The sequence below is a fragment of the Mucilaginibacter sp. genome, from assembly GCF_965200995.1.
GTDB lineage: Bacteria > Bacteroidota > Bacteroidia > Sphingobacteriales > Sphingobacteriaceae > Mucilaginibacter.
Genome location: NZ_OZ241743.1, coordinates 2,602,443 through 2,628,042, shown reverse-complemented (window position 1 = coordinate 2,628,042; position 25,600 = coordinate 2,602,443). Strand labels below are relative to the sequence as shown.

19 protein-coding genes, 1 tRNA gene and 1 pseudogene are annotated in these 25,600 nt (G+C 46.0%); 16 read left to right on the top strand and 5 right to left on the bottom strand.

The window, feature by feature from the left end; translation table 11 throughout:
* Positions 1–51: 51 nt before the first annotated feature.
* A complete protein-coding gene (locus tag ACY652_RS12260; RefSeq protein ID WP_462264664.1) occupies positions 52–2,523 on the bottom strand; it encodes a glutaminase family protein in 2,472 nt (823 codons plus the stop codon).
* A 140-nt stretch (positions 2,524–2,663) separates the two neighbouring features.
* Between ACY652_RS12260 and ACY652_RS12255 the strand changes: the two genes are divergently transcribed.
* The 3 genes and pseudogenes from ACY652_RS12255 to ACY652_RS12245 all read left to right on the top strand — a co-directional run bounded on the left by ACY652_RS12255 (position 2,664) and on the right by ACY652_RS12245 (position 4,826).
* Positions 2,664–3,041 carry a helix-turn-helix domain-containing protein gene (locus ACY652_RS12255; RefSeq protein ID WP_462264663.1) on the top strand — a complete coding sequence of 126 codons (378 nt, stop codon included), beginning with the start codon at positions 2,664–2,666 and terminating at the stop codon, positions 3,039–3,041.
* A 75-nt stretch (positions 3,042–3,116) separates the two neighbouring features.
* On the top strand, positions 3,117–3,881 hold the full coding sequence (locus tag ACY652_RS12250; protein ID WP_462264662.1) for an SDR family NAD(P)-dependent oxidoreductase: 765 nt from the start codon (positions 3,117–3,119) through the stop codon (positions 3,879–3,881).
* Positions 3,882–4,045: 164 nt separating this feature from the next.
* Positions 4,046–4,826: pseudogene (locus ACY652_RS12245) on the top strand (IS5 family transposase).
* A gap of 110 nt (positions 4,827–4,936) precedes the next feature.
* Here ACY652_RS12245 and ACY652_RS12240 read toward each other — a convergent pair.
* Complete coding sequence (locus ACY652_RS12240; RefSeq protein ID WP_462264661.1) at positions 4,937–5,983, bottom strand: helix-turn-helix transcriptional regulator; 1,047 nt, start codon at positions 5,981–5,983, stop codon at positions 4,937–4,939.
* A gap of 242 nt (positions 5,984–6,225) precedes the next feature.
* Here ACY652_RS12240 and ACY652_RS12235 point away from each other — a divergent pair, with 242 nt between their 5' ends.
* From ACY652_RS12235 to ACY652_RS12215, 5 genes are all read left to right on the top strand, one after another.
* On the top strand, positions 6,226–7,680 hold the full coding sequence (locus ACY652_RS12235) for an RtcB family protein (RefSeq protein ID WP_462264660.1): 1,455 nt from the start codon (positions 6,226–6,228) through the stop codon (positions 7,678–7,680).
* A gap of 70 nt (positions 7,681–7,750) precedes the next feature.
* Complete coding sequence (locus ACY652_RS12230; RefSeq protein WP_462264659.1) at positions 7,751–8,419, top strand: hypothetical protein; 669 nt, start codon at positions 7,751–7,753, stop codon at positions 8,417–8,419.
* A 510-nt stretch (positions 8,420–8,929) separates the two neighbouring features.
* A complete protein-coding gene (locus ACY652_RS12225; RefSeq protein ID WP_462264658.1) occupies positions 8,930–9,883 on the top strand; it encodes a toll/interleukin-1 receptor domain-containing protein in 954 nt (317 codons plus the stop codon).
* 36 nt (positions 9,884–9,919) lie between these two features.
* Positions 9,920–11,020 (top strand): toll/interleukin-1 receptor domain-containing protein, encoded by a 1,101-nt coding sequence (locus ACY652_RS12220; RefSeq protein WP_462264657.1) that lies wholly within the window; start codon positions 9,920–9,922, stop codon positions 11,018–11,020.
* A 711-nt stretch (positions 11,021–11,731) separates the two neighbouring features.
* On the top strand, positions 11,732–13,318 hold the full coding sequence (locus tag ACY652_RS12215; RefSeq protein ID WP_462264656.1) for a TROVE domain-containing protein: 1,587 nt from the start codon (positions 11,732–11,734) through the stop codon (positions 13,316–13,318).
* A 1,078-nt stretch (positions 13,319–14,396) separates the two neighbouring features.
* Here ACY652_RS12215 and ACY652_RS12210 read toward each other — a convergent pair.
* Positions 14,397–14,470: transfer RNA gene (locus ACY652_RS12210), tRNA-Asn, on the bottom strand.
* 86 nt (positions 14,471–14,556) lie between these two features.
* On the opposite strand from ACY652_RS12210, the gene ACY652_RS12205 reads away from it, so the two are divergent.
* Together ACY652_RS12205 and ACY652_RS12200 are read left to right on the top strand one after the other, a co-directional pair.
* Complete coding sequence (locus tag ACY652_RS12205; RefSeq protein WP_462264655.1) at positions 14,557–15,483, top strand: PfkB family carbohydrate kinase; 927 nt, start codon at positions 14,557–14,559, stop codon at positions 15,481–15,483.
* Between the two features lie 137 nt (positions 15,484–15,620).
* Entirely contained in the window at positions 15,621–16,313 is a 693-nt protein-coding gene (locus ACY652_RS12200) for an SIMPL domain-containing protein (RefSeq protein WP_462264654.1), read from the top strand.
* A 249-nt stretch (positions 16,314–16,562) separates the two neighbouring features.
* Here the strand turns inward: ACY652_RS12200 and ACY652_RS12195 are convergent, their stop codons facing one another.
* Positions 16,563–17,039 carry a hypothetical protein gene (locus ACY652_RS12195; RefSeq protein WP_462264653.1) on the bottom strand — a complete coding sequence of 159 codons (477 nt, stop codon included), beginning with the start codon at positions 17,037–17,039 and terminating at the stop codon, positions 16,563–16,565.
* A 73-nt stretch (positions 17,040–17,112) separates the two neighbouring features.
* Positions 17,113–18,252 carry an N-acetyl-alpha-D-glucosaminyl L-malate synthase BshA gene (gene bshA, locus ACY652_RS12190; RefSeq protein WP_462264652.1) on the bottom strand — a complete coding sequence of 380 codons (1,140 nt, stop codon included), beginning with the start codon at positions 18,250–18,252 and terminating at the stop codon, positions 17,113–17,115.
* A gap of 529 nt (positions 18,253–18,781) precedes the next feature.
* Here bshA and ACY652_RS12185 point away from each other — a divergent pair.
* The 6 genes from ACY652_RS12185 to ACY652_RS12160 all read left to right on the top strand — a co-directional run bounded on the left by ACY652_RS12185 (position 18,782) and on the right by ACY652_RS12160 (position 25,544).
* On the top strand, positions 18,782–19,711 hold the full coding sequence (locus ACY652_RS12185) for a cation diffusion facilitator family transporter (protein WP_462264651.1): 930 nt from the start codon (positions 18,782–18,784) through the stop codon (positions 19,709–19,711).
* Positions 19,712–19,780: 69 nt separating this feature from the next.
* On the top strand, positions 19,781–20,830 hold the full coding sequence (locus tag ACY652_RS12180; RefSeq protein WP_462264650.1) for an Atu2307/SP_0267 family LLM class monooxygenase: 1,050 nt from the start codon (positions 19,781–19,783) through the stop codon (positions 20,828–20,830).
* A 144-nt stretch (positions 20,831–20,974) separates the two neighbouring features.
* The gene (locus ACY652_RS12175) at positions 20,975–21,547 is read left to right on the top strand and encodes a YceI family protein (RefSeq protein ID WP_462264649.1); all 573 of its coding nucleotides are present in this window, start codon (positions 20,975–20,977) and stop codon (positions 21,545–21,547) included.
* Between the two features lie 235 nt (positions 21,548–21,782).
* Entirely contained in the window at positions 21,783–23,510 is a 1,728-nt protein-coding gene (locus ACY652_RS12170) for a GMC oxidoreductase (RefSeq protein WP_462264648.1), read from the top strand.
* 136 nt (positions 23,511–23,646) lie between these two features.
* Positions 23,647–24,399: a 3-keto-disaccharide hydrolase gene (locus ACY652_RS12165; protein WP_462264647.1), complete on the top strand. Its 753-nt coding sequence runs from the start codon at positions 23,647–23,649 to the stop codon at positions 24,397–24,399.
* A gap of 101 nt (positions 24,400–24,500) precedes the next feature.
* Positions 24,501–25,544 carry an NAD(P)-dependent alcohol dehydrogenase gene (locus tag ACY652_RS12160; protein WP_462264646.1) on the top strand — a complete coding sequence of 348 codons (1,044 nt, stop codon included), beginning with the start codon at positions 24,501–24,503 and terminating at the stop codon, positions 25,542–25,544.
* The last annotated feature ends 56 nt before the right edge of the window (positions 25,545–25,600 follow it).

Sequence of the window (25,600 nt, the reverse complement as noted above, 5' to 3'; positions counted from 1 at the left end):
TTGCTACAACTATTTTCTTCCGGCTTCTCCGTACCCTCTGTCAGTTAGCCTTTATCGCCCCCGATCCCACTTTTTGTCCAGCAGTTTAATAAAATAACCGCCTACCACGCTCCGGGCCTGAAAGCCCACCATTTTACCATCGGTGGTTTCGTGCCAGTCGTTTAACGGCACCCTTGAGGCGGTAGCCTGGCTAAAGTGGTAAACCGGGTCAATCAGCGCCTTAAAATCGCGCTGGTTACTGCTCAGCGTAGCCGTCCAGGTAATCCAGTCGGATTTTGTATAACTTTTACGGCTGTCAAGCGGCAAACCGTATTCGTTTTGCTTGGTAAGATAATACTTTACCTCAGTATCGTATACCGATTTAGGAAACAGGTGCAGGTTGAGCACCTTATCCCATACCAGGTTATATTTTTGGCTCCAGGTATCAGGCCGCTCAAATACCAGCGAATAGTGATCACCAGCCTGGGCCAGCTGCTGCCATTTGGCCGCCATTTCTTCAGCGGCTTTACGGTACTGCGCCTGCGTTTCAGGATAACCGGATTCACCGGCTAACTGTGCAAACCCGCCAACAGCCACAATCGCTTTCATCGACAGGTTGGCGTTACGCGCCAGGTGGCCGGCAAAATCATCGGTGCACAACTGGTTAGCAGGGTCTAAACCGGCTTCGAGCAGGAAACGGGCCCACTTGGTAAGCGTAGCCCAATGCTTTTTGGCATAATTGATATTGCCATCGGCCTTTACTATGGCAGCCGTTAAGATCAGCATATTACCGGCTTCTTCCACCGGCATATCCTCGCCGTAGGTTTGGCCGTTAGCGATGGGATAAGTACCTAAATCGTGCGCCGGAAAATCTTTGTTCCAGCGGCCGCTTTCGCTGTAATAAAAAATACCGTTCAGCATTCCTTTCAGCAGCTCGGGGTTGTAAATAAGGTATAAGGGAGCGGATGGATAAGTTACATCCACCGTATTGATAGAACCATTGCTGTAGTTTTCTTTCGACAGGAACAACAAATCGCCTTGCGGACTTTTCAGCAGCTGATGTGCCGCTATGCTTTGCCGGTAGGCCAGCACACATAAGTCGGCGTAATGCTCGCCACCGGCGTCTTTGGTATCCTTATACAGTTGCTCGTCAAACGCACGGCACTTTTGCAGGGTAGCGGTATAATCAGCGGCGGCATTGGCCAGCTCTGCATCAATGGTGGTATGATATTCTGATTTCCACCAAGGCTGCAGGTTTTGCTTAAAGTACTGCACCGAGTACACTTCATCATAACCCAGCATTACAAACCGCTCAACCGGCTTTTCACCTACGTTGCCTAACGGGAATACCGTATTCAGCACCGCCTGGGTACCCTGCTTGTAGTTACTTGCTGTACGCCCGGTGAAAAATGAATTAACAGACTGATCGCCTTTGGTAACATATTGTAGTGCATTGGCCGCTTTGGGTGCAGCTACATACAGATAACCCCAGTCGATACGCAGATCATCACCTTTCTTTTGCAGTACGGGCTGCTCAACCGTTCCTGCCTTTAAAACAGACAGGCCGCCCGAAGCGTAGTGCTGTGTAATTACCGGCTGCGAAGGCTTATTAACGGCTATCTCCGCCGAGGCCCCGGTGTAAACACTTACCTGGTGGCTTTTGCCATCATTAGCCTTAACATTATAGCTGATATAGGATACCGGGCGCGAGAACAGCCGCAAATCATCCATCAACAGCGGCGAAGTGAAGGTTACCTCCAGATCGGTGGGGCCGCATTTAAATTTATACAGGGTTTGCGTGGCGTTTACCTGTACTTCGGTTTGGCGGGCAGCCGCAATCCGGCTGCTTAATTTCGTTTTCTGCAAATCCAGCAGGCCGGCATCCAGCCAGGCGCCGCCGCCGGTATTTACACAATGGATAGCCAGTATGTTCTTTCCCTTTTTCAGGATATGGTTAAACTGTGCATCCAGGGGCACCGTTCTGAAATCGCCGTTGGCGCCCGGTACATCTTTTACTTTAATGCCGTTGATGTATACTTCAGCATCATCGTCGTGGTGCAGATTAAGCACCAACTGATTGGTGCGGGGGTCTGTTATATTAAATACCCTTCTCATCCAGATGTCACGGCTCTTCCACAGTGTTTTTACCTGCGCTGCATTATCCCCGAAGGGTGCGGCGCCTGTTTTCCAACTGCGCTCGTTAAATGCGGCAGCCGTCCAGCCTTTACCCGGAGCAGCTTCCGTATACTTACATGTATATAGCTTATCTTCGGCCGTGGTAAGCACCGTTTTGTACACATCTGGTTCCTTTCCCATAAAGCGGTAAAACTGGTTATCTACTTTAATAATACCCACTAACGATTGATTATTTCCCGTCCAGTGCCTGGTGGTGGAGGCATTAAGTGAATCTGTTACCGACCAGATGCTGAAATAAGTATCGTGTGTGATGAGCGGATAGGCCGGCGCCCGTTTTGCCTGGGCGAGTAAAACACTATAGTTACCCGCAAGCAGATAAAGCAATAAAAAAAGTTTAAACCCTCTCATTATGTTCTGTTTTTTAGGTAGGAAGATGAGCACAAAATTAAATTGGTTAGTTTCAAAGGTAACGTTATGCAGCAGTGATTTGCAACTTAACTTTTCAGGTTTTATTAAACCATAGGGTTTATGCGTATACTTGTGTACCGATGCTTTTACCTACAAAACTTATTTCCAGAAAAGATGAGATCACTGCTGATTTTTTTAAGCTGGTTGACCAGCATATGGCCGACCTGCTGCAGCAAAAAAGCAGTAAACGGCTTTCTACCCGCGATTTTGCTGCCTTGTTATTTATCGACTCGCGCCATCTGAGCAATACACTCAAACTAACCACCGGCAAATCGCCCTGCGATGTAATGGAGGAGCGTATAGTAGCTGAAGTGAAAATATTATTGGAGCAAACCGGATTACCGGTTGCTGAGATTGGCTACCAGTTTGGATATAAAGACAGCACCAACTTCATTAAGTTCTTTAAGGGAATGACCGGCATTACCCCATTGCAATACCGTAAACAAATAAATGATTAAGCTTAAATACTGAAGTCTGCATCATTTTTACAGTCAGCGCTCCACCTACATTTGTATTAACAGTAAAACATATTTATGGAACAACACACAAAAATAGCTTTGGTTACCGGTGGCAGCCGTGGTTTGGGTAAAAACATGGCAGTAAGCCTGGCCGAAAGCGGTATTGACATCCTGCTTACCTATAACAGCCGCCAGCAGGACGCTTTAGATACCGTAAAAGAAATACAAACTCTGGGCCGCAAGGCGGCCGCCCTGCAACTTAATTCAGGCGATACGAAAAGCTTTGACCACTTTTTCACCGGAGTAAGTAAAACGATTGTTGAAACCTTTAATGCGGAAAAATTTGATTTTCTGGTCAACAATGCAGGCATCGGTATTCATGCCGCCTTTGCCGAAACTACCGAAGCGCAGTTTGATGAACTGCTGAATATCCAGTTCAAAGGCGTATTTTTTCTTACCCAGAAGGCATTGCCATTGTTAAATGATGGCGGCGCCATTGTAAATGTATCTACCGGGCTCGCCCGTTTCAGCACACCGGGTTATGCAGCTTATGCCGCTATGAAAGGCGCTATCGAAACCCTAACCAAATATCAGGCAAAAGAGTTAGGTAGCAGGGGCATTCGGGTAAATGCAATAGCTCCAGGTGCCATTGAAACCGATTTTGGCGGCGGTGCAATACGCGATAATGAACAACTGAACCAGCAACTGGCTTCTGTAACGGCATTGGGCCGTGTAGGCTTGCCCGATGATATTGGCGGCGTAGTTGCCTTTTTATGCAGCGATAACGCCCGCTGGGTAACCGCGCAACGGCTGGAAGCTTCGGGCGGAATGTTTTTGTAGATACAGAGCAAAGTAGTTTCGTTGAAAATTAATCGATGTGTTCCGGATCAAACCGCCCATCAACTCCGGGTCAAATTGACCAGTTGTTCCGCTATAAACTGATTATACGAACTGAAGGGGAGTGCGTAACTGGTAATGAATCAATAATACAGGCAACAAGAATTATTTTAGTTAGCGAGTTGAGTGAGAAGCAGTGGGAGAAGATTAGAGACCTGGTGCCGGAAGGCACGAGGCGAACAGATGGTAAAGGCCGGACAAGCGCGAAGTGCTGGAAGGCGTTTTATGGATACTTAGAACAGGTGCGCCCTGGAAGGACCTGCCGGAGCGGTATCCTACTTGCCAGACCTGTCACAGGAGGTTTCAGCAGTAGGTAAAGAGCGGGGGCTTTACACGAATCATTGAAACACTGGCCACCGACCCGTATGAACGTGGCGGTGTAGACCTGAGTGAATGCTATATAGACGGAACGTTTTGTATAGCAAAAAAAGGGGCTTACTAGAGGGAAAGACTAAGAAGGGAAAAGGCACCAAGATCATGGCAATCACCAGTGGCACTGTTGGTGCTATACTATCTGTCTGAGGGTCCACAGTGCTTCCCCTCATGAGGTAACCTTAGTGGAGAAAACGCGGGAAGACCGCTTTATTATTCCGCATTCCGAGCGGCTTGTTGGTGATAAGGCGTATGATTCAGATCCGCTGGATGAAAAAATCAAAGGGCAGGGTACTGATTTGATTGCTCCGCACCGGGATAACCGCAAAAAACTAAAACACAGGACGGCAGAACGCTGAGAAGGTACAAGCGACGGTGGAAAGTAGAGCGATTCTTTGCCTGGCTGTTTAACTACCGCAGAACAGAGTAAGGTATGAGTACCATGAGGAAAACTTTAAAGCTTTTGTTCTCCTTGCCCGTTCCATGATCCTGATCAAGTCTTTCTTCCTTTTATGAGATGGCTTGTAGTATTTAACTTCAAGATACAAATGCGCATTAGGTTAACTGCTGACATGAACAAAATTCGAGCACCCTTGCTATCAATAATTGGTTACGAATTAAGAATATCAACCGGAGACAGCATCTGAAGATTCTCCTTCCGGCACCTTATAGCCTTCCAGCGTCTCGTACAACTGTTTTTTGATTTGCTTAACCAGTATCCGTGGGCCAAGCACCCGAAGCTTGGAACCGAAACCTAACAACTCGCGCTCCAGCTCAAAATTCATGATGACACGGATGCTGAAGATTTTGCCTTTGTCATCTTCACTTAATAGCTTTTGAGTGTGGTGCAAAGGCTTGGTTACGACGTATGGTGAATTTTTCGCATCCACCCAAAACACAACTTCTGCATCGCGCTGACCGGGCGATTTGGTTACACCTATTACATCGTTATAATAGGTTGATAAATCAATCAGGGTGTTCTCTATATAATTATCATCGTGTGCGGTGATTGTCTGTATCCGGTCAAGCGCCAGATTCAGCAATGGTTTATAGCGCTGATGCGATATGCCCAACACAAACCAGCGGTTGCGGTACTCTTTGAGCAGGTACCCGCTAAAGCAAAAGGTACTGGCCTCGCGCGCCTTAAACGATTGATAAGTTACACACATAGTTTTCTTCGCCACAATATACTTACGGATTACTTCTATCCATTCCAAGCCTTTCAGGTTATCGTTCTTCTCAAAATCAATCACGGGCATGCTTTGGGTTTTCTGTGAATAGATTTTATCCTCCAATTTACTTACCATTTCATTCAGGTCAGTAAAATGATTAAAGCCTTTGAACTGCTTTAACAAACCGGACACCTCGCTGAGCACCTGCATATCCTGTTGGTTTAACGGGCTGTTGGTAATACTGTAATTCTTATCGTTATAAGTATAATACTTCTTATCAACTACTACAATCGGCGCTTCGTAGCCCAACTTGTTACTGCGCATCATTTCCATATCGGCTTGCACGGTTCGCCTGCTGACACCGGTATTAATACCCTGATATTCATAAATAGCATCGCTGCAGGCACCTATTAAATCGTCCAGCGTCCATTTCTTAAAACGGTTTTGCAGGCATTGGTCAATGGTACGATAGCGGATCAGGGCATTGCGGTTAACAGGCATTTCTTGATTTCGGATTTCGGATGTTTGATTTTGGATTTACAGAGCAGAGAACATTGTAGATTCTAATTCACACGAATTTATAAAATTATTTTTCACTGCGCAAATACGCTGCGTACTTGATGTTTCTCTTTGTAGGGTCGAAAGGCTGAACGCGTTCACAAACGCCCCCTTTCCCAATACGGGGAGAGGGGTTTTGACCCGGAGAATTTAAATTGTTAAATGATACCTTTAGTATTTATATTATGGAAAAAGAAAAAATAGGCAACAACGAGTTAAAGGCATTAGGCATTAACGATGTGGAAGTATTGGTCAACTTTAGCCGCGTGGCGAATGGCTTGCTGAAGCACAATGTGTTAGGGAAAGCCGAAATACTGGCCAACTTAGAAGCCCTGATTGACGACCCGATGCCCTACGCCTTAAAAAAAGGTGGCAAGTTTAAGAACCTGGCCGAAGACGTGATGGCCATGCGTAAAGAAGGTAAATTTGTGAAGCAGGAACGCAGCAACTTTAAGCTGAAAGAAGAAATTGCCGACTTTCCGGTGTGGGGATTGGAAAATATTGAGGTGGGCGCTTTGGCACAGATGCGTACCGCCGTGCAGTTACCCATTGCCGTTGCCGGCGCTTTAATGCCCGATGCGCACCAGGGTTACGGCCTGCCTATTGGCGGCGTGCTGGCTACCACGGCAAATACCATTATCCCCTTTGCGGTGGGCGTAGATATTGCCTGCCGTATGTGCCTGAGCATTTTTGATCTGCCTGCCGAGGCCATTGATACCGAAACCGGTAAACTGAAGAATATACTGGTTGATAACACTTACTTCGGGATGGGGTGTACCACCAAATCGTACTTTGATAGTTCTTTGTTTGATAGCAAGACCTGGGGCGAAACCAAATTAATTCGTACACTTAAGGATAAGGCTTATGCCCAGTTAGGAACCAGCGGTACCGGCAACCACTTTGTGGAATGGGGCGAGCTGGACATTGCCGAGGGCGCTTTGGCTGATATCCCGGCCGGTAAATATCTAAGTTTGCTTTCGCACTCGGGCTCACGTGGGTTTGGGGGTAGCGTGGCCGACTATTACAGTCGCATTGCCATGGTGAAAACCAAGCTGCCTGCCGAAGCCAAACATTTGGCTTGGTTAGACCTGGATAAGGACGAAGGGCAGGAATACTGGATTGCCATGAACCTGGCCGGCGAATACGCCAGCGCCAACCACCACGAGATCCATAATAAAATTGCCCGTGCATTAGGCGCAAAGCCCATCAGCGTGATAGAGAACCACCACAACTTTGCCTGGAAAGAGCAATTAAGCGACGGCACCGAAGTGATGGTGCACCGTAAAGGCGCTACCCCGGCCGGCGAGAGCGTGTTGGGCATCATTCCCGGCAGCATGAGCACGCCCGGCTTTTTGGTACGCGGTAAAGGTGATGCGGCCAGTATTAACTCTGCCAGTCATGGTGCGGGCCGGGCCATGAGCCGCAGCGCGGCTTTTAAAACGCTGGACAAAGCCGCTATTGCTGCCAACTTGATTGACAAGCGCATAACCCTTATGGGCAGCGACATGGATGAAGCCCCGATGGCTTACAAGGATATCCACACCGTAATGGCCGCGCAACATGATTTGGTGGAAGTATTAGCCAAGTTTGAGCCGAGAATTGTCAGGATGGCGGATGCGAGGGAGAAGCCGGAGGATTAGGGCGGCGGTTTACGCCCCCCTCAATCAAATAATAATTTCAATAATTTACATCACCAAAATCTTACGTGATATGACACATGAAGAAATAAAATTGGCTCAATACATTGACGAACTTTCAGTTGGTCATGTAAACTTCACTAAGTTGGGAGATGACATTTTTCGGGCAAATAATCAATCAAGGTATGTAATTGACTCGTTGGCCTATTCTGTAATTAACCGGACTATTCAATTAACACAAGGTTATATTACTTTGGTTAATACTAACAATTACATTGCCGCTATCCCTCTTATTAGGTTACAGTTGGATAACGCCTTGCGCTTTTTTGCCATTATGCAGGTAAACGATCCTAATGATTTTTTCCAATATTTTATGAATGGTAAGCCAGTTTACCGCTACAAAAGCCATACTGGTGATAAATTAACCGACAGCTATTTAGCCAAAAAGTTGGAGGCTGTTTGCCCAGGAGTGTTAAGATTATATAAGGACATTTGCGACTATGTTCATTTGAGCAAACAGCACGTACATGCTTCAAAATATTTTGATAAAGGTGAAGTAAAATTGTCCGTCATGGATGTAGACCATCCAATAGATGCTTTCAGTTTAGAAGCCAAGGTTAATTTTGCACTTAATATGTTAGCGGTCGGTAAGTTAATTTTGATTGTTTTGGATAGATGGAAACGCTTAAAGCAAAGTTTTCCGGTACCCGATAGGAACAGCATTACGTCTGTAGAGTTCTAATAACTGCATAGAAACCCTGCAAATCCAAGCGAGGATACTTGCGGTAGGAAGATGCGTTTACGGACTTTATGCTGCTATTGGGTTAGATGGACAGTAGGCATGAGAGCACACGCGGCACGCGTGCGCCAACAGAGGATGGTGGAGAAATCTGCCTTTAGTAAGAGGGACTTGGCATTAGGGTGCTAAGTGGGGTGTAAAAATATAAATCTTCGTCTACCGAGTACTCAATAATCGCAATAAATACATGTATGGAATTAAGTTGATTTCGGCCAGCGGTAGAAAGCTTCGGAGAAGTTGCCTGATCTGGTGACGTGGTTCGTCGTGTATGCGGTTGATCTTTGGCTTGAACTCGCCTTCCGGCTGTACCGGGTTTTCCTTTATAACTCTGTCTTTTTTCATGACTGTACGATTTGATACAGTCAAAGGTGAGCAGCTTAAAATCGGCCTCGTCCCACATGGGAAAGATTATATAAAGGCGTATATTTATATAATATTTAACAATGCCGAAACATGGATTCCATACAACAAATAGCGCCTACAGTATTTATTTCTTACGCATGGGAAACCGAAGAAGTAAAACAATGGGTAAAGAACTTAGCCACTGAATTGAGAAATAGTGGTATTGACGCAAAAATTGATCAATGGGAAGTGATACCTGGTGATCAAATGCCACATTTTATGGAAAAATCAGTTAAAGACAACGATTATGTGCTGATTATATGCACTTCAAAATATAAGTCAAAGTCAGAAAACAGGATAGGCGGTGTTGGATATGAAGGCGATATTATGACAGCGGAAGTGTTACAAAAAGCTAATCATAGAAAATTTATCCCCATATTACAATCAGGGAATAAAGATATATCCATACCCTCGTGGTTAAGTGGAAAATACTTTGTTGACCTTTCCAGCGAAACACATTTTGAAAAGAATTTTGAGGATTTAATCACCACTATTTTGAATGTACGGGAACGTGCTCCGGAGCTTGGACGCATACCTCAAAAATTTCAGTCAGTACCATCGAACCCAATTGAAACAGCGCCGTCGGTAGAAGATGATAAAATTAAAATCAAAGGTATTTTGGTTGATGAAGTAACAACACCGTTGAATGATGGTACTAAAGGAAGTGCCCTATATAAAATTCCATTTGAATTAAATAAAAGGCCGGATTATGAATGGTCTGATTTATTTATTCAATCATTTAACAGGCCACCAGAATTTACAATGATGCACCGACCGGGTATCGCTTCAGTTTCTGGTAACAAAATTTACTTGGATGGCACGACCATAGAAGAAGTGGAACGGTATCATAAAAAGCCTTTAAAATTAGCGGTTGAGGTCGCTAATAGACAATATGCTGAAATTCAAAAAAATAGAAAACAAGCAAAAGAAAGAGAACAGAGCCTTAAAGAGCAGCACAAAAGAAGCATTGATGAAATTAGCAGAAGGATAAACTTTGATGATTAATATTATAAATATCATTAAGATCAATACAAATTAATCATGAGCAACATACCTGACGCTATCGTTCAAATAAGTCCCAAAGTTTTTATATCCTATGCTTGGGAGAATGAAGAAATAAAGCAATGGGTTAAAAAGTTAGCTACTGAATTAAGAAATAATGGCGTTGATGCAAAGCTTGATCAGTGGGAAGTGGTACCGGGTGATCAGATGCCAATGTTTATGGAGAAATCGGTTACTGAAAACAATTATGTATTGCTGATATGTACAGAAAAATATAAATATAAATCGGAAAATCGCATTGGTGGTGTGGGCTACGAGGGGGATATCATGACTGCGGAAGTTTTGCAAATGGCGAACCACCGAAAGTTCATCCCTATTATACATTCGGGAGATATGAATATATCTATCCCCGGCTGGTTGCGGGGTAAATTATTTATTGACTTTACCAACCCGCTTCATTACGAAAATAGTTTTGAAAATTTACTAAGTACATTGTTAAATCGTAGGGAAGCAGCCCCCGCTTTGGGGCAAATACCTGAACGGTTTCAGGAAGCAATAGCTAAAACCGTTGAACAGCAACAGGAACATGAAGATGAACAGGTTGTGTTGAAAAGCGTTGTGATAGATGCCGCCGAAAATGTGGCTCAAAAAGCAATACAGAAACCTTTTTTGGAAGCTGACTTAGTTTGGCATGGCAGTTCGAGATCACCAAGAGGTTATAGCAATAAAAACCCTACAGAGTTAGACGAAAACGGTAGATTAATCACCGTGATAGGAGCTGGTGTAAAACCGATTATCTTTTGGGAGTTAAGTTGGCGTTTTGATTTACAAATACATAATAATTCGACTTATCCTGCATTTAATATCCAAATAGACAGCATAGGCGATGTGCATTTCGCTGAATTAGAAAAGTTACGACCTGTTAATAATCTTCAACCTTTCGATCAACTTATACTGAAGGCTGCATTTCAAGATGCTGTGGAAGATGTTCATACAGTAGCAGATCATATTTTATCATTCAAAATACCTGAAAAACTTGAGGGATTGACTTTGAAAATAACTTATCTTGATGAGGATAGAATGCCACATATTACACTTGTGAAAATTGAAAAAAACCAAATAACCAATTCCAAAGGTTAGTTCTTAATTCAATTAACAATCTATCCCACATGGGATTCTGTTCTATTTAAATGCTGGAATATTGTACTCCTTGCTGGCGCACGCGTGCCGCGTATGCTATAATTCACTAATCTTTACAATCATACCCGCCCTTTCTACACGTCCTTTTGGATAACCAGGTATTGTTTACAAGAATATGCTAATGATATAAGATAGCACAGCACAAAAGCCCCCGTTAGAATAATAAAAGCACTATAATTAAACATAGCTAAAGGCACGGCATTTAAACGACCGACGAGTGGAATCGCTAAAAAAAAGAAACAAACAAAATCCATCAGGAAAATTTTCTGTGTCCTGGTTTTGTTCCAATTCCGAAAAATAAGTATCAACCCCAATATTGCCAAAAGTGCGAATAACTGATCTACTTCACCGAAATAAAAATTGTGAAAGCAAGCCAAAGCAGGAAAGGTAGCCCTATCATTTGTCCTTTCAATATAATTACAGAATAAGCTACAATAGCTATAACCCGGTAGATTTTTAGATATTTCATTTTTTCAATCAAATATACAAACATCCGAACGAGACTGTAATTCGTACCACTTCCCCGGATGCGCCCTAAACATTCCTCGTTAAATATTTCATCTTTTTTCAAAAATAATTTCATCTGCGCAAATACACTGCGCAGGGCCTCTTTTTCTTTGTATCAACAATAAGAAATAAAGGAGATTCGACATGAAGTTCAACCTGTTAAGCAAAGCCCAAAACGTAACTGTTAACCATGCCCGTGCCAAAGCCTTTACGCTGTCGCCCGAAATGGAGCTGTACACCGCCGTGGTGACCTGGAGCTTGAACGACTCTTTTTATGAAAAGGACGAGGCGCGTTTAGTGCGCCTGCAAAAACTGATCACCGCGTGTGACCCTGTGTTTGTGGGTAAGCTGGCTGTATATGCCCGCACTAAAATGTATATGCGTTCGGTACCGTTGGTGCTGGTTACTGAATTGGCTAAGCTGCACTCGGGCGATAATCTGGTTGCCCGGGTAACCGATGGCGTAATCGGCCGTGCCGATGAGATCACCGAGCTATTGGCCTGCTACGAATTGCTGAACGAGCGTAAAGGCACTAAAAAGCTGAACCGCCTGAGCAAGCAATTGCAAAAAGGTTTGTCGACCGCGTTTAACCGTTTCGACGAGTACCAGTTTGGTAAATACAACCGCGATGGCGCCATCAAACTGCGCGATGCCTTGTTTTTGGTTCACCCTAAAGCAAAGGACGAATTGCAGCAAGTACTGTTCAACAAAATAGTGAACGGCGACCTGCAAACGCCTTACACCTGGGAAACTGAGCTATCGGCATTAGGTCAGCTTAATTTTGACAGCGACGAGGCCAAGGTCATAGCGTTTCGCACCAAGTGGGAAGAACTGATAGACAGTAGTAAGCTGGGCTATATGGCTCTGTTACGTAACCTGCGCAACATTCAGGAAGCCGGCGTAAGCTATGCGCACTTTGAAAAAGTATGCGCCCGTTTAGCCCACCCGGATGAGGTAGCTAAGGCAAAGCAGTTTCCGTTCCGTTACCTGGCCGCTTACCGTGAGCTGATCAACCCGGTGGTTACCAAATCGCCTGCGCAGGGTTTAATTGATAAATTAACTGCACTGTTGCAGGGCCAAAACAAAGGTTACACCGGCGAGTTGCTGGAGGCTTTGGAAAAAGCCGTACAGGCCAGCGCCGCCAACATCAAAGGCTTTGGCCACGAAACCCGTGTGTTGCTGGCCTGCGACGTATCGGGATCGATGCAAACACCCGTATCTGCCAAAAGCAAGATACTGCTGTACGATGTGGGCCTGATGCTGGCTATGCTGCTGCAATCGCGTTGCAAAAATGTGGAAGTGGGTATGTTTGGTGATACCTGGAAAACCATAGCTGTGCCGCGTAATAACATACTGGGTAACGTACAGGAGTTTCACCGCCGTGAGGGCGAGGTGGGTTATAGCACCAATGGCTACCTGGTGATCAAGGATATATTACAACGCAGGGTGCAAATGGACAAGGTGTTTCTATTCACCGATGCCCAGTTATGGAACAGTTCATCTACCACAGGCGATCATATCCAGCCATTATGGTTGCGCTACAAGGCAAAGGTATCGCCAAACGCGAAGCTCTACCTGTTCGACTTGAAAGGTTACGGACAAGCGCCATTGCGAATATTGCGCAATGATGTTTACCTGATAGCCGGCTGGAGCGACAAAGTTTTTGAGGTGTTAGCTGCTTTAGAAAACGGCGGCTCCGCTTTATATGCTATCCATAACATAGAACTGTAAATCAAATATGGGGAAGCTAACGCCCCATATTAAAAAAAGAATAAAAAATAAGGATGCCGTAGAAACGGGTTACTTCGCTCATGAAGGGGGTGGGCAGTGTGGCGCAAGTCATGCTGGAGGTTCGAGTCCTCACCAGCGAGCCCCCGTCCCGCGTTCGCCTGTTGCTCCTTATCAAATATAAAAGAAGGTGTCGTAAATTAAGTGTTACTTCGATTGTAACGTCCAGGTCGCCGGTTCAAGTCCGGCCATCGGTTTCGGCTGGTGTAGCTCAGTTTGGTTAGAGCAGGAGCACCGCAAGGTGCATTTCACTTATTGCTTTTTACCCTTCTTTTAAAGAAATTGAAAATATTAAGGTGCCGTAAATATGCGCTACTTCGTGTCGCCGGTTCTGTCCCGGCCTTTGGAGCAATCCATTGTAGCTCAGCTGGCAGAGCAGTTGAGCCGTCAGGCTTCGCGCATATTGACCGTTGCCCTTAAAAGATAAAGAAGATGCCGTAACCCGGCGTTACTTCGCTTTTCCCGAACAAAAAAGCGCTGGTTAATTGTTGCTCTTCTTTTAAACCTAAAAGGTGCCGTAACCAGGTGATACTTCGGTATGACGTTCTCCCTTATGGAGAAAGGTGCAGATTCAAATTCTGCCTGCAAGCCATTGCAGTAGTCTAAATCTAAAACCTCACCGGTTGCTTTTTGCCCTTTTTAAAACATAATGAAAGATGCCGTAGGCGGGTGATACTTCATCCGGTTGATACTGCGTAAGCGGTAGGGTTCGAATCCCATAAGCACCTGCCGGTTGTTGCTCTTTCATTTATATTTTGTAACCTTATACTATTAATCATGAATGAAGCTATACTCCAAAAACTGCTCGAACTGGAGCAGCTGGAAAATATAAGAATACTGTACGCTTGATATCAAAACGGCCCCAAAACAGATTACCCTTACCCATATTATTGCCCAAAACGGTCTTCAAATTCTCATGGAGCGCACGCTGAAATCTACGTGCGATTTCAAAAACTTCAAAATCATGTGAGAACAAAAAAGCCTCACTTTTACAAGTGAGGCTAAATCATTGATTTTTAAGCTCCTGAGGCTGGGCTCGAACCAGCGACCCTCTGATTAACAGTCAGATGCTCTAACCGGCTGAGCTACTCAGGAGTATTTTCCGGTTTGGAGTGAGGCAAAAGTAGAAACTTCGGGCTAAAATCACAATATTTGCACAAAAAAAATTTAAAATATTTTCGATGAGTTTGTTAGTGATTGGTAGTGTGGCATTTGATGCCATTGAAACCCCTTTTGGCAAGACCGATAAGATTGTAGGCGGCGCGGCTACCTTTGCCAGCTTGGCAGCTTCTTACTTTTATGACAAGGTAAAAATTGTTGCCGTAGTGGGCGATGACTTTCCGCAGCAGGCTATTGACAGCTTTGCGGCTCATCATATTGATACCGAGGGTCTACAGGTAAAACAGGGCGAAAAGTCTTTCTTTTGGAGTGGCCGCTACCATAACGATATGAACAGCCGCGATACGCTGATTACTGAGTTGAATGTACTGGCCGACTTTGATCCCATCATCCCAGACAATTACCAGGATTGCGAGTACCTGATGCTGGGCAACCTTACGCCGCAGGTACAGCAAACGGTAATCAGCCGCCTGCACAAACGCCCCAAACTCATTGTGATGGATACCATGAACTTTTGGATGGACATTGCCCTGAATGACTTGCTGGAAACCATAAAATTAGTGGATGTACTCACTATAAACGATGCAGAAGCGCGCCAACTATCCGGCGAATACTCCCTGGTAAAGGCGGCCCGTAAAATTTTAACGATGGGGCCTGCATACCTGATTATCAAAAAAGGAGAACACGGTGCCTTGCTGTTTCATGAAGACAAGATATTCTCTGCCCCTGCCCTGCCCTTGGCCGAAGTATTTGACCCAACCGGCGCGGGCGATACTTTTGCAGGCGGCTTTATTGGTTATATGGCCAAAGCAGGCGAGGTTACTTTTGAGCATATGAAGAATGCAATTATCTATGGTTCGGCACTTGCCTCGTTTTGCGTAGAGAAGTTTGGTACCGAGAAAATCCAAAATTTAAGCAAGCAGGAAGTAAACGCACGTATACAGGAATTTATCAACCTGTCAAAATTTGAGATCGACCTGGAAGAATAAGTTTTATCCCTTTACATTCAATTTAGATAGCTGACCTAATATCTCTTCCAACCCTTAAAGGCATTATTTTGTAACGTTCGTGTTGCAAATTAGACACTCAGCACGTCTTACAGTCAGTAATAGCAAAAATGAACATCATGAAAAACTTACTTTTATTAGCCGGACTTACCTTTTTAGCCCTTTCAGGATTTGCCCAAACTGTCGATTTGCGTAACCGTATTGAGGTGTCCGGGAATGCCGAGCAGGAAATTACACCGGATATTATTTATGTATCGGTATCGCTGAAGGAGTATATGGATGGCAAAAACAAAGTAACCATTGACCGGCTGGAGAATCAACTGGAAAAAGCTGTAGCCGCTGCCGGTGTGCCAAAAGCTGATTTTACCATCAGCAATGTATCCAGTTATAACTATACGCCTGCAAAAAAGAAGAACCCTGATTTTCTGGCTTCCAAGCAATACCGCATCAAACTAAACAACCTGAACCGGCTTGACCAGATTATGGACGCTGTTGACAGTAAAGGTGTCCAGTCTACCAATATTGACAGCTATGACTACACCAAGCTGAGCGAACTGAAGAAAGGCCTGCGTATGAAAGCGCTGCTGAATGCCCGTGAAAAAGCCGGGGATATGCTGGCCGGCATCAGTGAAAAGCTGGGCCGTCCGATCAGCATTATAGAGAACGATGATGCCAACCTGCCTTCACCAAGCCCGGTAATGTATATGGCCCGTGAAAAATCTATGGACATTGCCATGCCGGAAAGCGATGTAAGCTTTAAGAATATTAAGCTTAACTACAGTGTGAGAGTAGTATTTGAGATTGTAAAATAGTGCCTGGGCAGTTGTCAGGATTGTTATATAATCTAATACAAAGCACGTCATTGCGAGGTACGAAGCAATCCTCAGCTTACAAAATGGTCATACAAGGCTAACTGACTTACATATCGAGAATTGCTTCGTACCTCGCAATGACGCGCATACAAATGCAAAAAGGCAGGATTAACATCCTGCCTTTTTGCATTTGTATAGTACAGAAGTCTTGATTCCTGATTCTTGACTCCTGATTCCTGCTTCTAATAATTACGATTTTGCAAAGGTGTACACCACATAACCGTTAGTACTGCCAATGCGGATGGGTGTACGCAATACCATAGTTGAGCCGTTGTTGCTTTGTACCAGCAATTGGTAGCCGGTTTCTACATTCTTGGCTTTTTCGCCCTGGTAAATCTTTTTAAACTGAAACTGTTGATCTGTACCACTATTGTTCACCGACCAGTAGATGGTTTGCGAAGCGCCGCTGGTTAAGGTATAGATACCGTTGCCGCTGTTGGTTAAACGCCAGGTACTGCCTACAAATGCACGCGGAGGCGCCTGATCAAACACGCTTTGTACGGCGCCTTCTACCAGGCCGTCGTAGCTTACGTTGGTAATGGTCCAGTTGCCGGTAAACTTAGCTCTCGAAGCTACAGCCATACCAGTAGAGGTTTTAGGCGAACAAGCGCTGAACAGTATTGCGATGACAGTCACCGCTGCAAAAATTGAAAATAGTTTTTTCATAACAGATAGATTTTGTTTCTGTGCAACAAGCATAAATCCTGCCAGTTGTTACTTCAAGTTATCTTTTACAAACTTAAACAGACTTGCTGCCTGCTATAATTTCTTCATACAAACTTTCGTAAACCGGCATAATATTGGCCAGCGTAAAGGTTTGTGCACGGGCAAGCGCATTAGTCTTAAACTGGTTAAGCCGATTCTCATCCTGCAGTATATACACCGCTTTTTCGGCCATTCCCTGTACATCGCCTACATCTTTAAGGTAGCCGGTAACACCGTCTACGTTCAGCTCAGGTAAGCCACCAGTGTTAGAGCTGATCACCGGCACCTGGCAGGCCATGGCTTCCAATGCAGCCAGGCCAAAACTTTCGGATTGCGAAGGCATCAGGAACAGATCGGATACGGAAAGGATTTCTTCTACGGCATCCTGCTTGCCCAGAAAGCGTACGCTGCCATTCACGCCTAAATCGCGGGCCAGCTGCTCGGCTTCGGCACGGTCTTGCCCGTCGCCTACCATGAGAAGTTTAGACGGCACCTGCTTATTTACTTCTGCAAAGATGCGTACCACATCGTTCACCCGTTTTACCCGCCTGAAATTGGAGGCATGCACTAAAATTTTTTCGCCTTCGGGCGCTATGGCTTTTTTAAAGTGCCCCTTTGGTTTTTGGTTAAAACGCTCCAGATCAATAAAGTTGGGTATCACTTTAATGTCTTTGGTTACTTCGGGGAAAAAATTATAGGTATCCTGCTTCAGGTGTTCAGATACGGAGGTTACGCCATCACTCTGGTTAATAGAGAAAGTAACCACCGGCTGATAGGTACGGTCTTTACCTACCAGGGTAATATCCGTACCGTGCAGCGTAGTAATTACCGGGATATGGATGCCATAGGTAGCTAATATCTGCTTCGCCATAAACGCAGCTGAAGCATGTGGAATGGCGTAGTGCACATGCAGTACATCCAGTTTTTCAAACCGTACCACATCTACTAAACGGCTGGCTAAGGCCAGTTCATAAGGCGGATATTCAAATAATGGGTATTTGCTTACCGCCACCTCGTGGTAAAACAAGTTTTCAGAAAAAAAGTCGAGCCTTACCGGCTGGTTATAGGTTACAAAATGTATCTGGTGCCCGCGGGCTGCCAGCGCCTTGCCCAGTTCAGTGGCCACCACCCCGCTGCCGCCAAAGGTTGGGTAACAAACAATTCCGATTTTCATATACAGCTATTTACCTGTTTTTCGGCTGCCAAATTAACAGCAATCTACTGCAAATGTGTTACACCTATGTAAAGTTTCGCCACAGCCTGCTATAGCGCTGGTGAATTTGAGTTACAGCTTGTTGCCGGCAAAGCAAGTACCCGAATCTCTTTTTAAATTTAGATAACCGCATTCGCGTTATGCTGATTACTTGTTTTGGCATGGCGTGCATGCGGCCTTGCAGATACTGGTATTATACCTCCCTTATTCACTCCGCAAAAGTGTAAACCCAAAGTTTACACAATTTCAAAAAAATGCCATTTAAATAATTGATAATCAACAAACTAAAAAAATGAAGGGTTTACACTTTTTAGAGCTTTTAGTTGTAAATTGTCATGCAGTTTTAGTTGTTCGAATACGCACGGCGCGGGGCACCCGGCCACCGGCGGGGCTTATGCCATTACGGGCAGCTACAGGCTTTATACAGCCGCTTTTACATCCGGCCAAACAATGCAGGCATCAACTGTTTATTAGGGTTGAGTATTAACACATGGCTTCATCAAAAGCAACCATATACAGCGCGCTGGCCGCCAACCTGCTTATTGCCGTAACCAAATTTGTTGCAGGCGGCATCAGCAACAGCGGCGCCATGATTGCCGAAGGCATACACTCACTGGTAGATACCGCTAATGAGCTGCTACTGTTACTGGGCCTGCGCCGCAGCAAAAAGGAGCCGGATGCCACGCACCCGTTTGGCTATGGCCGGGAGCTGTATTTCTGGTCTTTTATTGTTTCCATCCTGATATTCGGCTTAGGCGGCGGTATCTCCATTTATCAGGGGATATTACATGTTATTAAGCCTGAACTGCTTGAAAAACCTTCAATCAATTATATCGTGCTGGGCCTGTCTGTTATTTTCGAGGGCGGTTCGCTCATCATTGGTGTGCGGCAGTTTAACCGCGTAAGGGGCACCCAGCCCTGGTGGCAGGCCATTATCAACAGTAAGGATCCTTCCAGCTTTGTGGTGCTTTTTGAGGATGGGGCCGCTGTAGCCGGTCTTATCATTGTGCTTATCTGCACTTATTTCAATCAGCGTTTCAACCTGCCTTTCCTTGATGGTGTAGCCTCCATATTAGTGGGCCTGCTGCTGATGGGGGTATCGCTGATACTGGCCCGGGAGAGCCGCAGCCTGCTGATGGGCGAAGGCATAGCGCCTGATACCAAAGCCAGCATTTGCGCACTGGTTGAGCAGGATGCCGGGGTGATTAAGGTTCAGCACATGATGTCCACCTACCAATCGCCCGAGGAAGTGCTGCTTATGCTGGTGGTAGTTTTCGAGGATAATTTAACTACGCCTGCCATTAATGAAGCAATTGACCGCATACAGCGCCGCATCAGCGAAAAATACAAGCTGGTGCGCTACATCATAATCCAGCCCGAATCTGCGCAGCCGGCAAACGTTTCGTCGGTTTCGGTTTAATCTTTACATGGCGCTAACGTTAGTGTTGGCTGCAGTGGTTATTATTGCACTTCATCATTATAAAATGATATGGAAATAGGGATAAGCACTTTTGGCGAGGTACAGCCGGAAATTAAGGCCGGTAATGCAGTACATGCACAGCAGCGGGTACAGCAGCTGATGGAAGAAGTAAAGCTGGCCGACGAGGTTGGTTTGGATGTGTATGCCTTCGGCGAGCATCACCGCCCCGACTTTGTGATCTCCGCGCCTGAAATTTTTATGGCAGCAGCGGCATCCATTACCAAACAAATCAAATTGTCCAGCTCGGTAACCGTGCTTAGCTCCACCGACCCGGTGCGCACCTTCCAAAACTTTGCCACCGTTGACCTAATATCTTCCGGCCGTGCCGAGATGATTGCCGGGCGGGGTTCGTTCATTGAGTCTTATCCCCTGTTCGGCTTTGACCTGAATGATTATGACGAACTGTTTACCGAGAAGCTTAACCTTTTCTTACAACTCAATAAGCAGGCGGTGGTTACCTGGCGGGGCAACCACCGGGCACCTTTAACCAATCAGGGGGTTTACCCCCGTCCGTTTCAGTCCGGCATACCAGTATGGCTGGGTGTGGGCGGCACCCCGGCTTCTGCCGTGCGGGCCGGGCAGATGAATTTGCCGATGATGATTGCCATACTGGGCAGCGCCCCCAAACACTTTGTGCCTTTTGTAGAATTATACCGCGAATCGGCACAGAAGGCAGGGCACGATGTCGGCAAGTTACAATTAGGCATCAGCTCCCAGTTCTTAGTGGCCGAAAGCGAGCAGCAGGCCGTTCAGGCATTTTATCCCTCCTATGAAGCCCTGATGAACCGGGTGGGTAAAGACCGGGGCTGGTCGCCCATGACAAGGCAGCAATTTGACTACCTGCGCAACGACGGGCCGTTGGTAGTAGGCAATGTACAGCAGGCCATTGACAAAATTTTGGGCCAGCACGAACTGTTTGGTAATACCCGTTTTCTGGCACAGCTGGTTACCGGCCATACCGACCATAAAGATATGCTGAAAGCCATTGAACTGTTAGGCACACAGGTGGCACCGGCGGTAAGAAAAGCGTTAGGTGTTGTTAAAGAACCGGCTAATTAGCACTAAGCGTTACTTATTCCTGTAAGTTTTGGTAAGCTGTTAAATTGATATTACATTTAGCCGACAAAAATATTATATGTTTAAACACTTAATTTAAACCATTCCCTATCTTTGTCGTCAAGTACAACAAACACAATTAAACACATGAAAAAACTATTGACCCTGATTGCAGCCGTAGCTTTAAACGTTACTGCTTTTGCCCAAACCTGGAAAGTGGACAAGGCCCACTCTCATTTAAGTTTCACCATTACCCACTTAGCAGTGTCTGACGTGGATGGCTCATTTAAAAGCTATGATGCTACCATTACAGCCGACAAAGCTGATTTCAGTGATGCCAAGTTCGATTTTTCGGCCAATACCAGTTCGGTAAGCACTGATAATGATCAGCGCGACGGGCACCTTAAGGGCGAAGACTTTTTTAACGTGGCTAAATACCCTACCGTAACCTTTAAAAGTACTTCTATAAAATCTGCCGGTACCAACAAGTACAAATTGGGCGGTAACATGACGCTGAACGGCGTAACCAAGCCGGTTGTTTTTGATCTGGTATACCGTGGCACCATTACCAACCCGATGAGCAAAGCGCCGGTAGCCGGTTTTGTAGCCACAGGTACTATTAAACGTTCAGACTTTAAGTTTGGCAGCAAATACGGATCACCTATGCTGAGTGATGAAGTTACCTTTAAAGCCGCAGGCGAATTTGCCAAAGCGAACTAAGCAGTAGCTTTAGTAATATACACTACCGAACCAGTCATTTCGACCGCAGGGAGAAATCTTCTTCAGACGACCAGTCTGCGGCAGAAGATTTCTCCCTGCGGTCGAAATGACTGGTTTTTTTATTTAAATGATCATCTGGCTAAAACCCAACTATCACTCAGCTAATATAATATGACGCACTTGCTCACTCTTTCAACTAAAATCCCCATATTAGATTACCAATTATATAACTGATATGTCAGTAAACAATATGGGTTCAGGCGCTAATGCCGAAACCACGTTTGATGCCATTGTGGTAGGTTCGGGCATCAGCGGCGGCTGGGCTGCCAAAGAGCTGTGCGAGCAGGGCCTGAAAACTTTAGTGCTGGAGCGCGGCCGCAATGTGGAGCATAACAAGGATTATCCTACCGCCACCATGGCGCCCTGGGAGTTTCAGTACCGGATGCGCATGAGCGCTGCTTTCGTCAAAGAAAATCCCTTAATTACCAAAGCCGCCGGTTATGGCGACGAATGCGATCATTTTTTTATCAAGGATGCCGACCATCCTTATATACAGGAAAAGCCTTTCGACTGGATACGCGGCTACCAGGTAGGCGGCAAATCGCTCACCTGGGGGCGGGCCACCCAGCGCTGGAGCGAGTTTGAATTTACCGCGCCCAAACGGTTTGGCTATGGCATTGAATGGCCCATCGGTTACAGTGATGTAGCGCCCTGGTACTCGCATGTAGAAAACTTTATCGGCATTTGCGGCAGCAAGGATGGTTTGGAGGCGATGCCCGATGGCGAGTTTCTGCCCCCGTTTGAAATGAGTGCGCCGCTCAAAGCCTTCAGGCAAAACTTAAAGGATAACTATACCGACCGGCACCTGGTACATGCCCGCTGGGCGCATTTAACCGAGCCGAAAGAAATACATTTACAGCAAGGGCGCGGCAAATGCCAGGCCCGTAATATGTGTATGCGCGGCTGCCCGTTCGGCGGCTACTTCAGCTCGGTAAGCTCTACGCTGCCCTGGGCGCAAAAAACAGGTAACCTTACCATCCGGCCGCACTCGGTGGTGCACTCCGTCATTTACGATGAAAAGCTGGGCAAGGCCACCGGCGTACGGGTAATTGATGCCAACACCAAGCAAACCACTGATTACTTTGCCAAAGTCATCTTTTTGAACGCTGCGGCGCTCAATACCAATCTTATTCTGCTTAACTCAACCTCTAAGCGTTTCCCTAACGGGTTGGGTAATGATAATGGCCTGCTGGGCAAGTACATCGCCTTTCATAACTACCGGGCCTCGGTAAGCGGTACGCTGGATGGCTTTGAGGACACCTATTACTTTGGCCGCAACCCTACCGACCTGATATTAGTTAACTACAGGAACCTGCATCAGCAGCAAACTGACTATTTCGGCGGCTTTACCACCTTTGTAAATGCCTACCGGCAGCCGCCGATCATCCATGAGACAGAGGGCGACCAGATTGGTGCGGCTTATAAAGATGCCATCAGCGAGCCGGGCGGCTGGCACATGTTTATGTATTTGCAGGGCGAAACCGTGCCGAAAGAAAGTAACCATGTGCGCCTGAGTAAAACTGAAAAAGACCAGTGGGGTATCCCGCTGCTCATAACTTCGGTAGCCTATGACGATAATGATGACCGCATGACAGATGATTTCATTAAGCAAGGCACCGAGATGCTCACCAAGGCCGGCTGCAAGAATATCAGGGGCTTTAACAACAAGCAATCGCCGGGGCTGGATATCCATGAGATGGGCGGCGTACGCATGGGCAAGGATCCCAAAACCTCACTGCTGAACGAATGGAATCAACTGCACCTGTGCAAAAACGTATTTGTTACCGATGGCGCCTGCATGGCCAGCACCGGCAACCAAAGCCCATCCATCTTGTACATGGCGTTAACGGCAAGGGCGGCTACCTATGCGGTAAATGAAATAAAGAAAGGGAATTTGGGATAATCAACGTAATTAAAACCTCGTCATTTCGACCGCAGGGAGAAATCTTCTGCGGCTGACAGGCCTATTGAAGAAAATTTCTCCCTGCGGTCGAAATGACAGCATATTTTTATAAAAGTAAACATCAATACAAACAACTATGAAAACATTAACCCTTACACTGCTGGCCGCTATGACCTTAGCCGGTTGCCATTCCCCCGCCGCAAAAAATAATGGATCGGCCGACTCAACGGCTTCAGCATCCACAACTGCCGATACTACCGGCGGCTTCACACCGCTGTTTGCAGGCAATACCATTACGGGCTGGCATACTTACGGTAAAACCGGCGTAGGCAAGGCATGGATGCTGAAAGATGGCCTATTACATTTAGATGCCTCGCACAAGGCCGACTGGCAAACCGCTAACGGCGGCGATATTATTACCGACCAGGAATACGAAAACTTTGATTTGAAGGTGGACTGGAAGATATCGCCTAAAGGCAACAGCGGCATCATGTTCTATGTGCATGAAGATACCACCCAACATAAATACGCCTGGCAAACCGGCCCCGAAACACAGATTGCCGACAACATAGGTAATGAGGACGGCAGTAAACCCAAACGCCATGCCGGTGATGTTTATGACATGATCTCTTTAAACAAAGACGTAACCAAGCCGGCCGGCGAATGGAACCAGACGGAAGTGATTGCCAACAATGGCAAGCTGGAAATTCTGATCAACGGGCAAAAGGAGATCAGTACCACCTTATGGGACGACCAATGGAAAAAACTGGTGGCCGGCAGCAAGTTCAAAGAATGGCCCGCCTTCGGTACATTCAAAAAAGGACATATCGCCTTGCAGGATCATGGCGCGAATGTATGGTTCAGAAATGTGATGATTAAAAAATTGTAGCAGCATGACCTGTGCGTGTTTGCACAATGTAAAAGTGTTCAAACACGCAAACATCTGTTTTGTATAATCATTTTCTTTATTGTTAATACAATATTATAACTATGATTGAAACAAAAGCTTATGCTGCTCAGGACGAGCATACCGATTTAGCCCCCTGGGCATTTGAACGCCGCGAAGTAGGCCCGAATGATGTACAGTTTGACATTCTGTTCTGCGGCGTATGCCACTCTGATTTGCACCAGATAAAAAATGACTGGTTTCCCGGCGTGTTCCCGATGGTGCCCGGCCACGAGATTGTTGGCCGCGTAGTTAAGGTAGGCAGCGAGGTTACCAAATTTAAAGAGGGTGATCTGGCCGGTACCGGCTGCCTGGTAGACTCCTGCCGGGTATGTGAAAACTGCCAGCAGAGCCTGGAGCAGTATTGCCTCAACGGCAGCTCACCTACTTATAACGGCTATGAGCAGGACCACAAAACCCCAACCTACGGTGGCTATTCCAACACGATTGTCGTACATCAGGATTTTGTACTGCATATTCATGAGAAACTGGATTTAGCCGCAGTAGCGCCGTTGCTTTGCGCAGGCATCACCACCTACTCGCCGCTGCGCCACTGGAACATAGGTAAGGGGCATAAACTGGCGGTATTAGGCTTGGGCGGCTTGGGCCACATGGCCGTTAAATTCGGTGTTGCCTTTGGCGCCGATGTAACGGTGTTAAGCACTTCGCCTAAAAAGGAAGAAGATGCCAGAAAGTTAGGTGCACACCACTTTGTAGTTACTACGGATGCTGCGCAACTGGAACAAGCCAAAGGCTCGTTCGATTATATCCTGGATACGGTATCTGCCGAGCATGATTTTAATATGTATCTGTCATTACTGAGAACCAACGGTGTACATATTTGCGTAGGCGTTCCGCCAACACCAGCTCAAATTGCAGCCTTTAGTGTAATTGTCGGCCGTAAAAGCCTGGCCGGTTCCAGCATAGGCGGCTTGAAGGAAACCCAGGAAATGCTTGATTTTTGTGCCGAACATAACATTGTGGCCGACATTGAAAAAATCGACATGAAAGACATTCAAATCGCGTATGACCGTATGCAGAAGGGTGATGTACGTTACCGCTTTGTAATTGATATGGCAACGCTGTAAAGCTGATAATATATTTTTAAATTAAAAGAGCAGGGCAACAGGTAATTTACACCCCT

Excerpts from the sequence above, each read along its gene's own strand:
- ACY652_RS12235 (WP_462264660.1), top strand. The coding sequence starts at position 6,226 with ATGGAAAAAGAAAAAATAGGCAACAACGAGTTAAAGGCATTAGGCATT.
- ACY652_RS12195 (WP_462264653.1), bottom strand. The coding sequence starts at position 17,039 with ATGAAAAAACTATTTTCAATTTTTGCAGCGGTGACTGTCATCGCAATA.
- ACY652_RS12240 (WP_462264661.1), bottom strand. The coding sequence starts at position 5,983 with ATGCCTGTTAACCGCAATGCCCTGATCCGCTATCGTACCATTGACCAA.
- ACY652_RS12220 (WP_462264657.1), top strand. The coding sequence starts at position 9,920 with ATGAGCAACATACCTGACGCTATCGTTCAAATAAGTCCCAAAGTTTTT.
- ACY652_RS12185 (WP_462264651.1), top strand. The coding sequence starts at position 18,782 with ATGGCTTCATCAAAAGCAACCATATACAGCGCGCTGGCCGCCAACCTG.
- ACY652_RS12175 (WP_462264649.1), top strand. The coding sequence starts at position 20,975 with ATGAAAAAACTATTGACCCTGATTGCAGCCGTAGCTTTAAACGTTACT.
- ACY652_RS12250 (WP_462264662.1), top strand. The coding sequence starts at position 3,117 with ATGGAACAACACACAAAAATAGCTTTGGTTACCGGTGGCAGCCGTGGT.
- ACY652_RS12165 (WP_462264647.1), top strand. The coding sequence starts at position 23,647 with ATGAAAACATTAACCCTTACACTGCTGGCCGCTATGACCTTAGCCGGT.
- ACY652_RS12170 (WP_462264648.1), top strand. The coding sequence starts at position 21,783 with ATGTCAGTAAACAATATGGGTTCAGGCGCTAATGCCGAAACCACGTTT.
- ACY652_RS12230 (WP_462264659.1), top strand. The coding sequence starts at position 7,751 with ATGACACATGAAGAAATAAAATTGGCTCAATACATTGACGAACTTTCA.
- ACY652_RS12205 (WP_462264655.1), top strand. The coding sequence starts at position 14,557 with ATGAGTTTGTTAGTGATTGGTAGTGTGGCATTTGATGCCATTGAAACC.
- ACY652_RS12160 (WP_462264646.1), top strand. The coding sequence starts at position 24,501 with ATGATTGAAACAAAAGCTTATGCTGCTCAGGACGAGCATACCGATTTA.
- ACY652_RS12225 (WP_462264658.1), top strand. The coding sequence starts at position 8,930 with ATGGATTCCATACAACAAATAGCGCCTACAGTATTTATTTCTTACGCA.
- bshA (WP_462264652.1), bottom strand. The coding sequence starts at position 18,252 with ATGAAAATCGGAATTGTTTGTTACCCAACCTTTGGCGGCAGCGGGGTG.
- ACY652_RS12255 (WP_462264663.1), top strand. The coding sequence starts at position 2,664 with ATGCTTTTACCTACAAAACTTATTTCCAGAAAAGATGAGATCACTGCT.
- ACY652_RS12260 (WP_462264664.1), bottom strand. The coding sequence starts at position 2,523 with ATGAGAGGGTTTAAACTTTTTTTATTGCTTTATCTGCTTGCGGGTAAC.
- ACY652_RS12180 (WP_462264650.1), top strand. The coding sequence starts at position 19,781 with ATGGAAATAGGGATAAGCACTTTTGGCGAGGTACAGCCGGAAATTAAG.
- ACY652_RS12200 (WP_462264654.1), top strand. The coding sequence starts at position 15,621 with ATGAAAAACTTACTTTTATTAGCCGGACTTACCTTTTTAGCCCTTTCA.
- ACY652_RS12215 (WP_462264656.1), top strand. The coding sequence starts at position 11,732 with ATGAAGTTCAACCTGTTAAGCAAAGCCCAAAACGTAACTGTTAACCAT.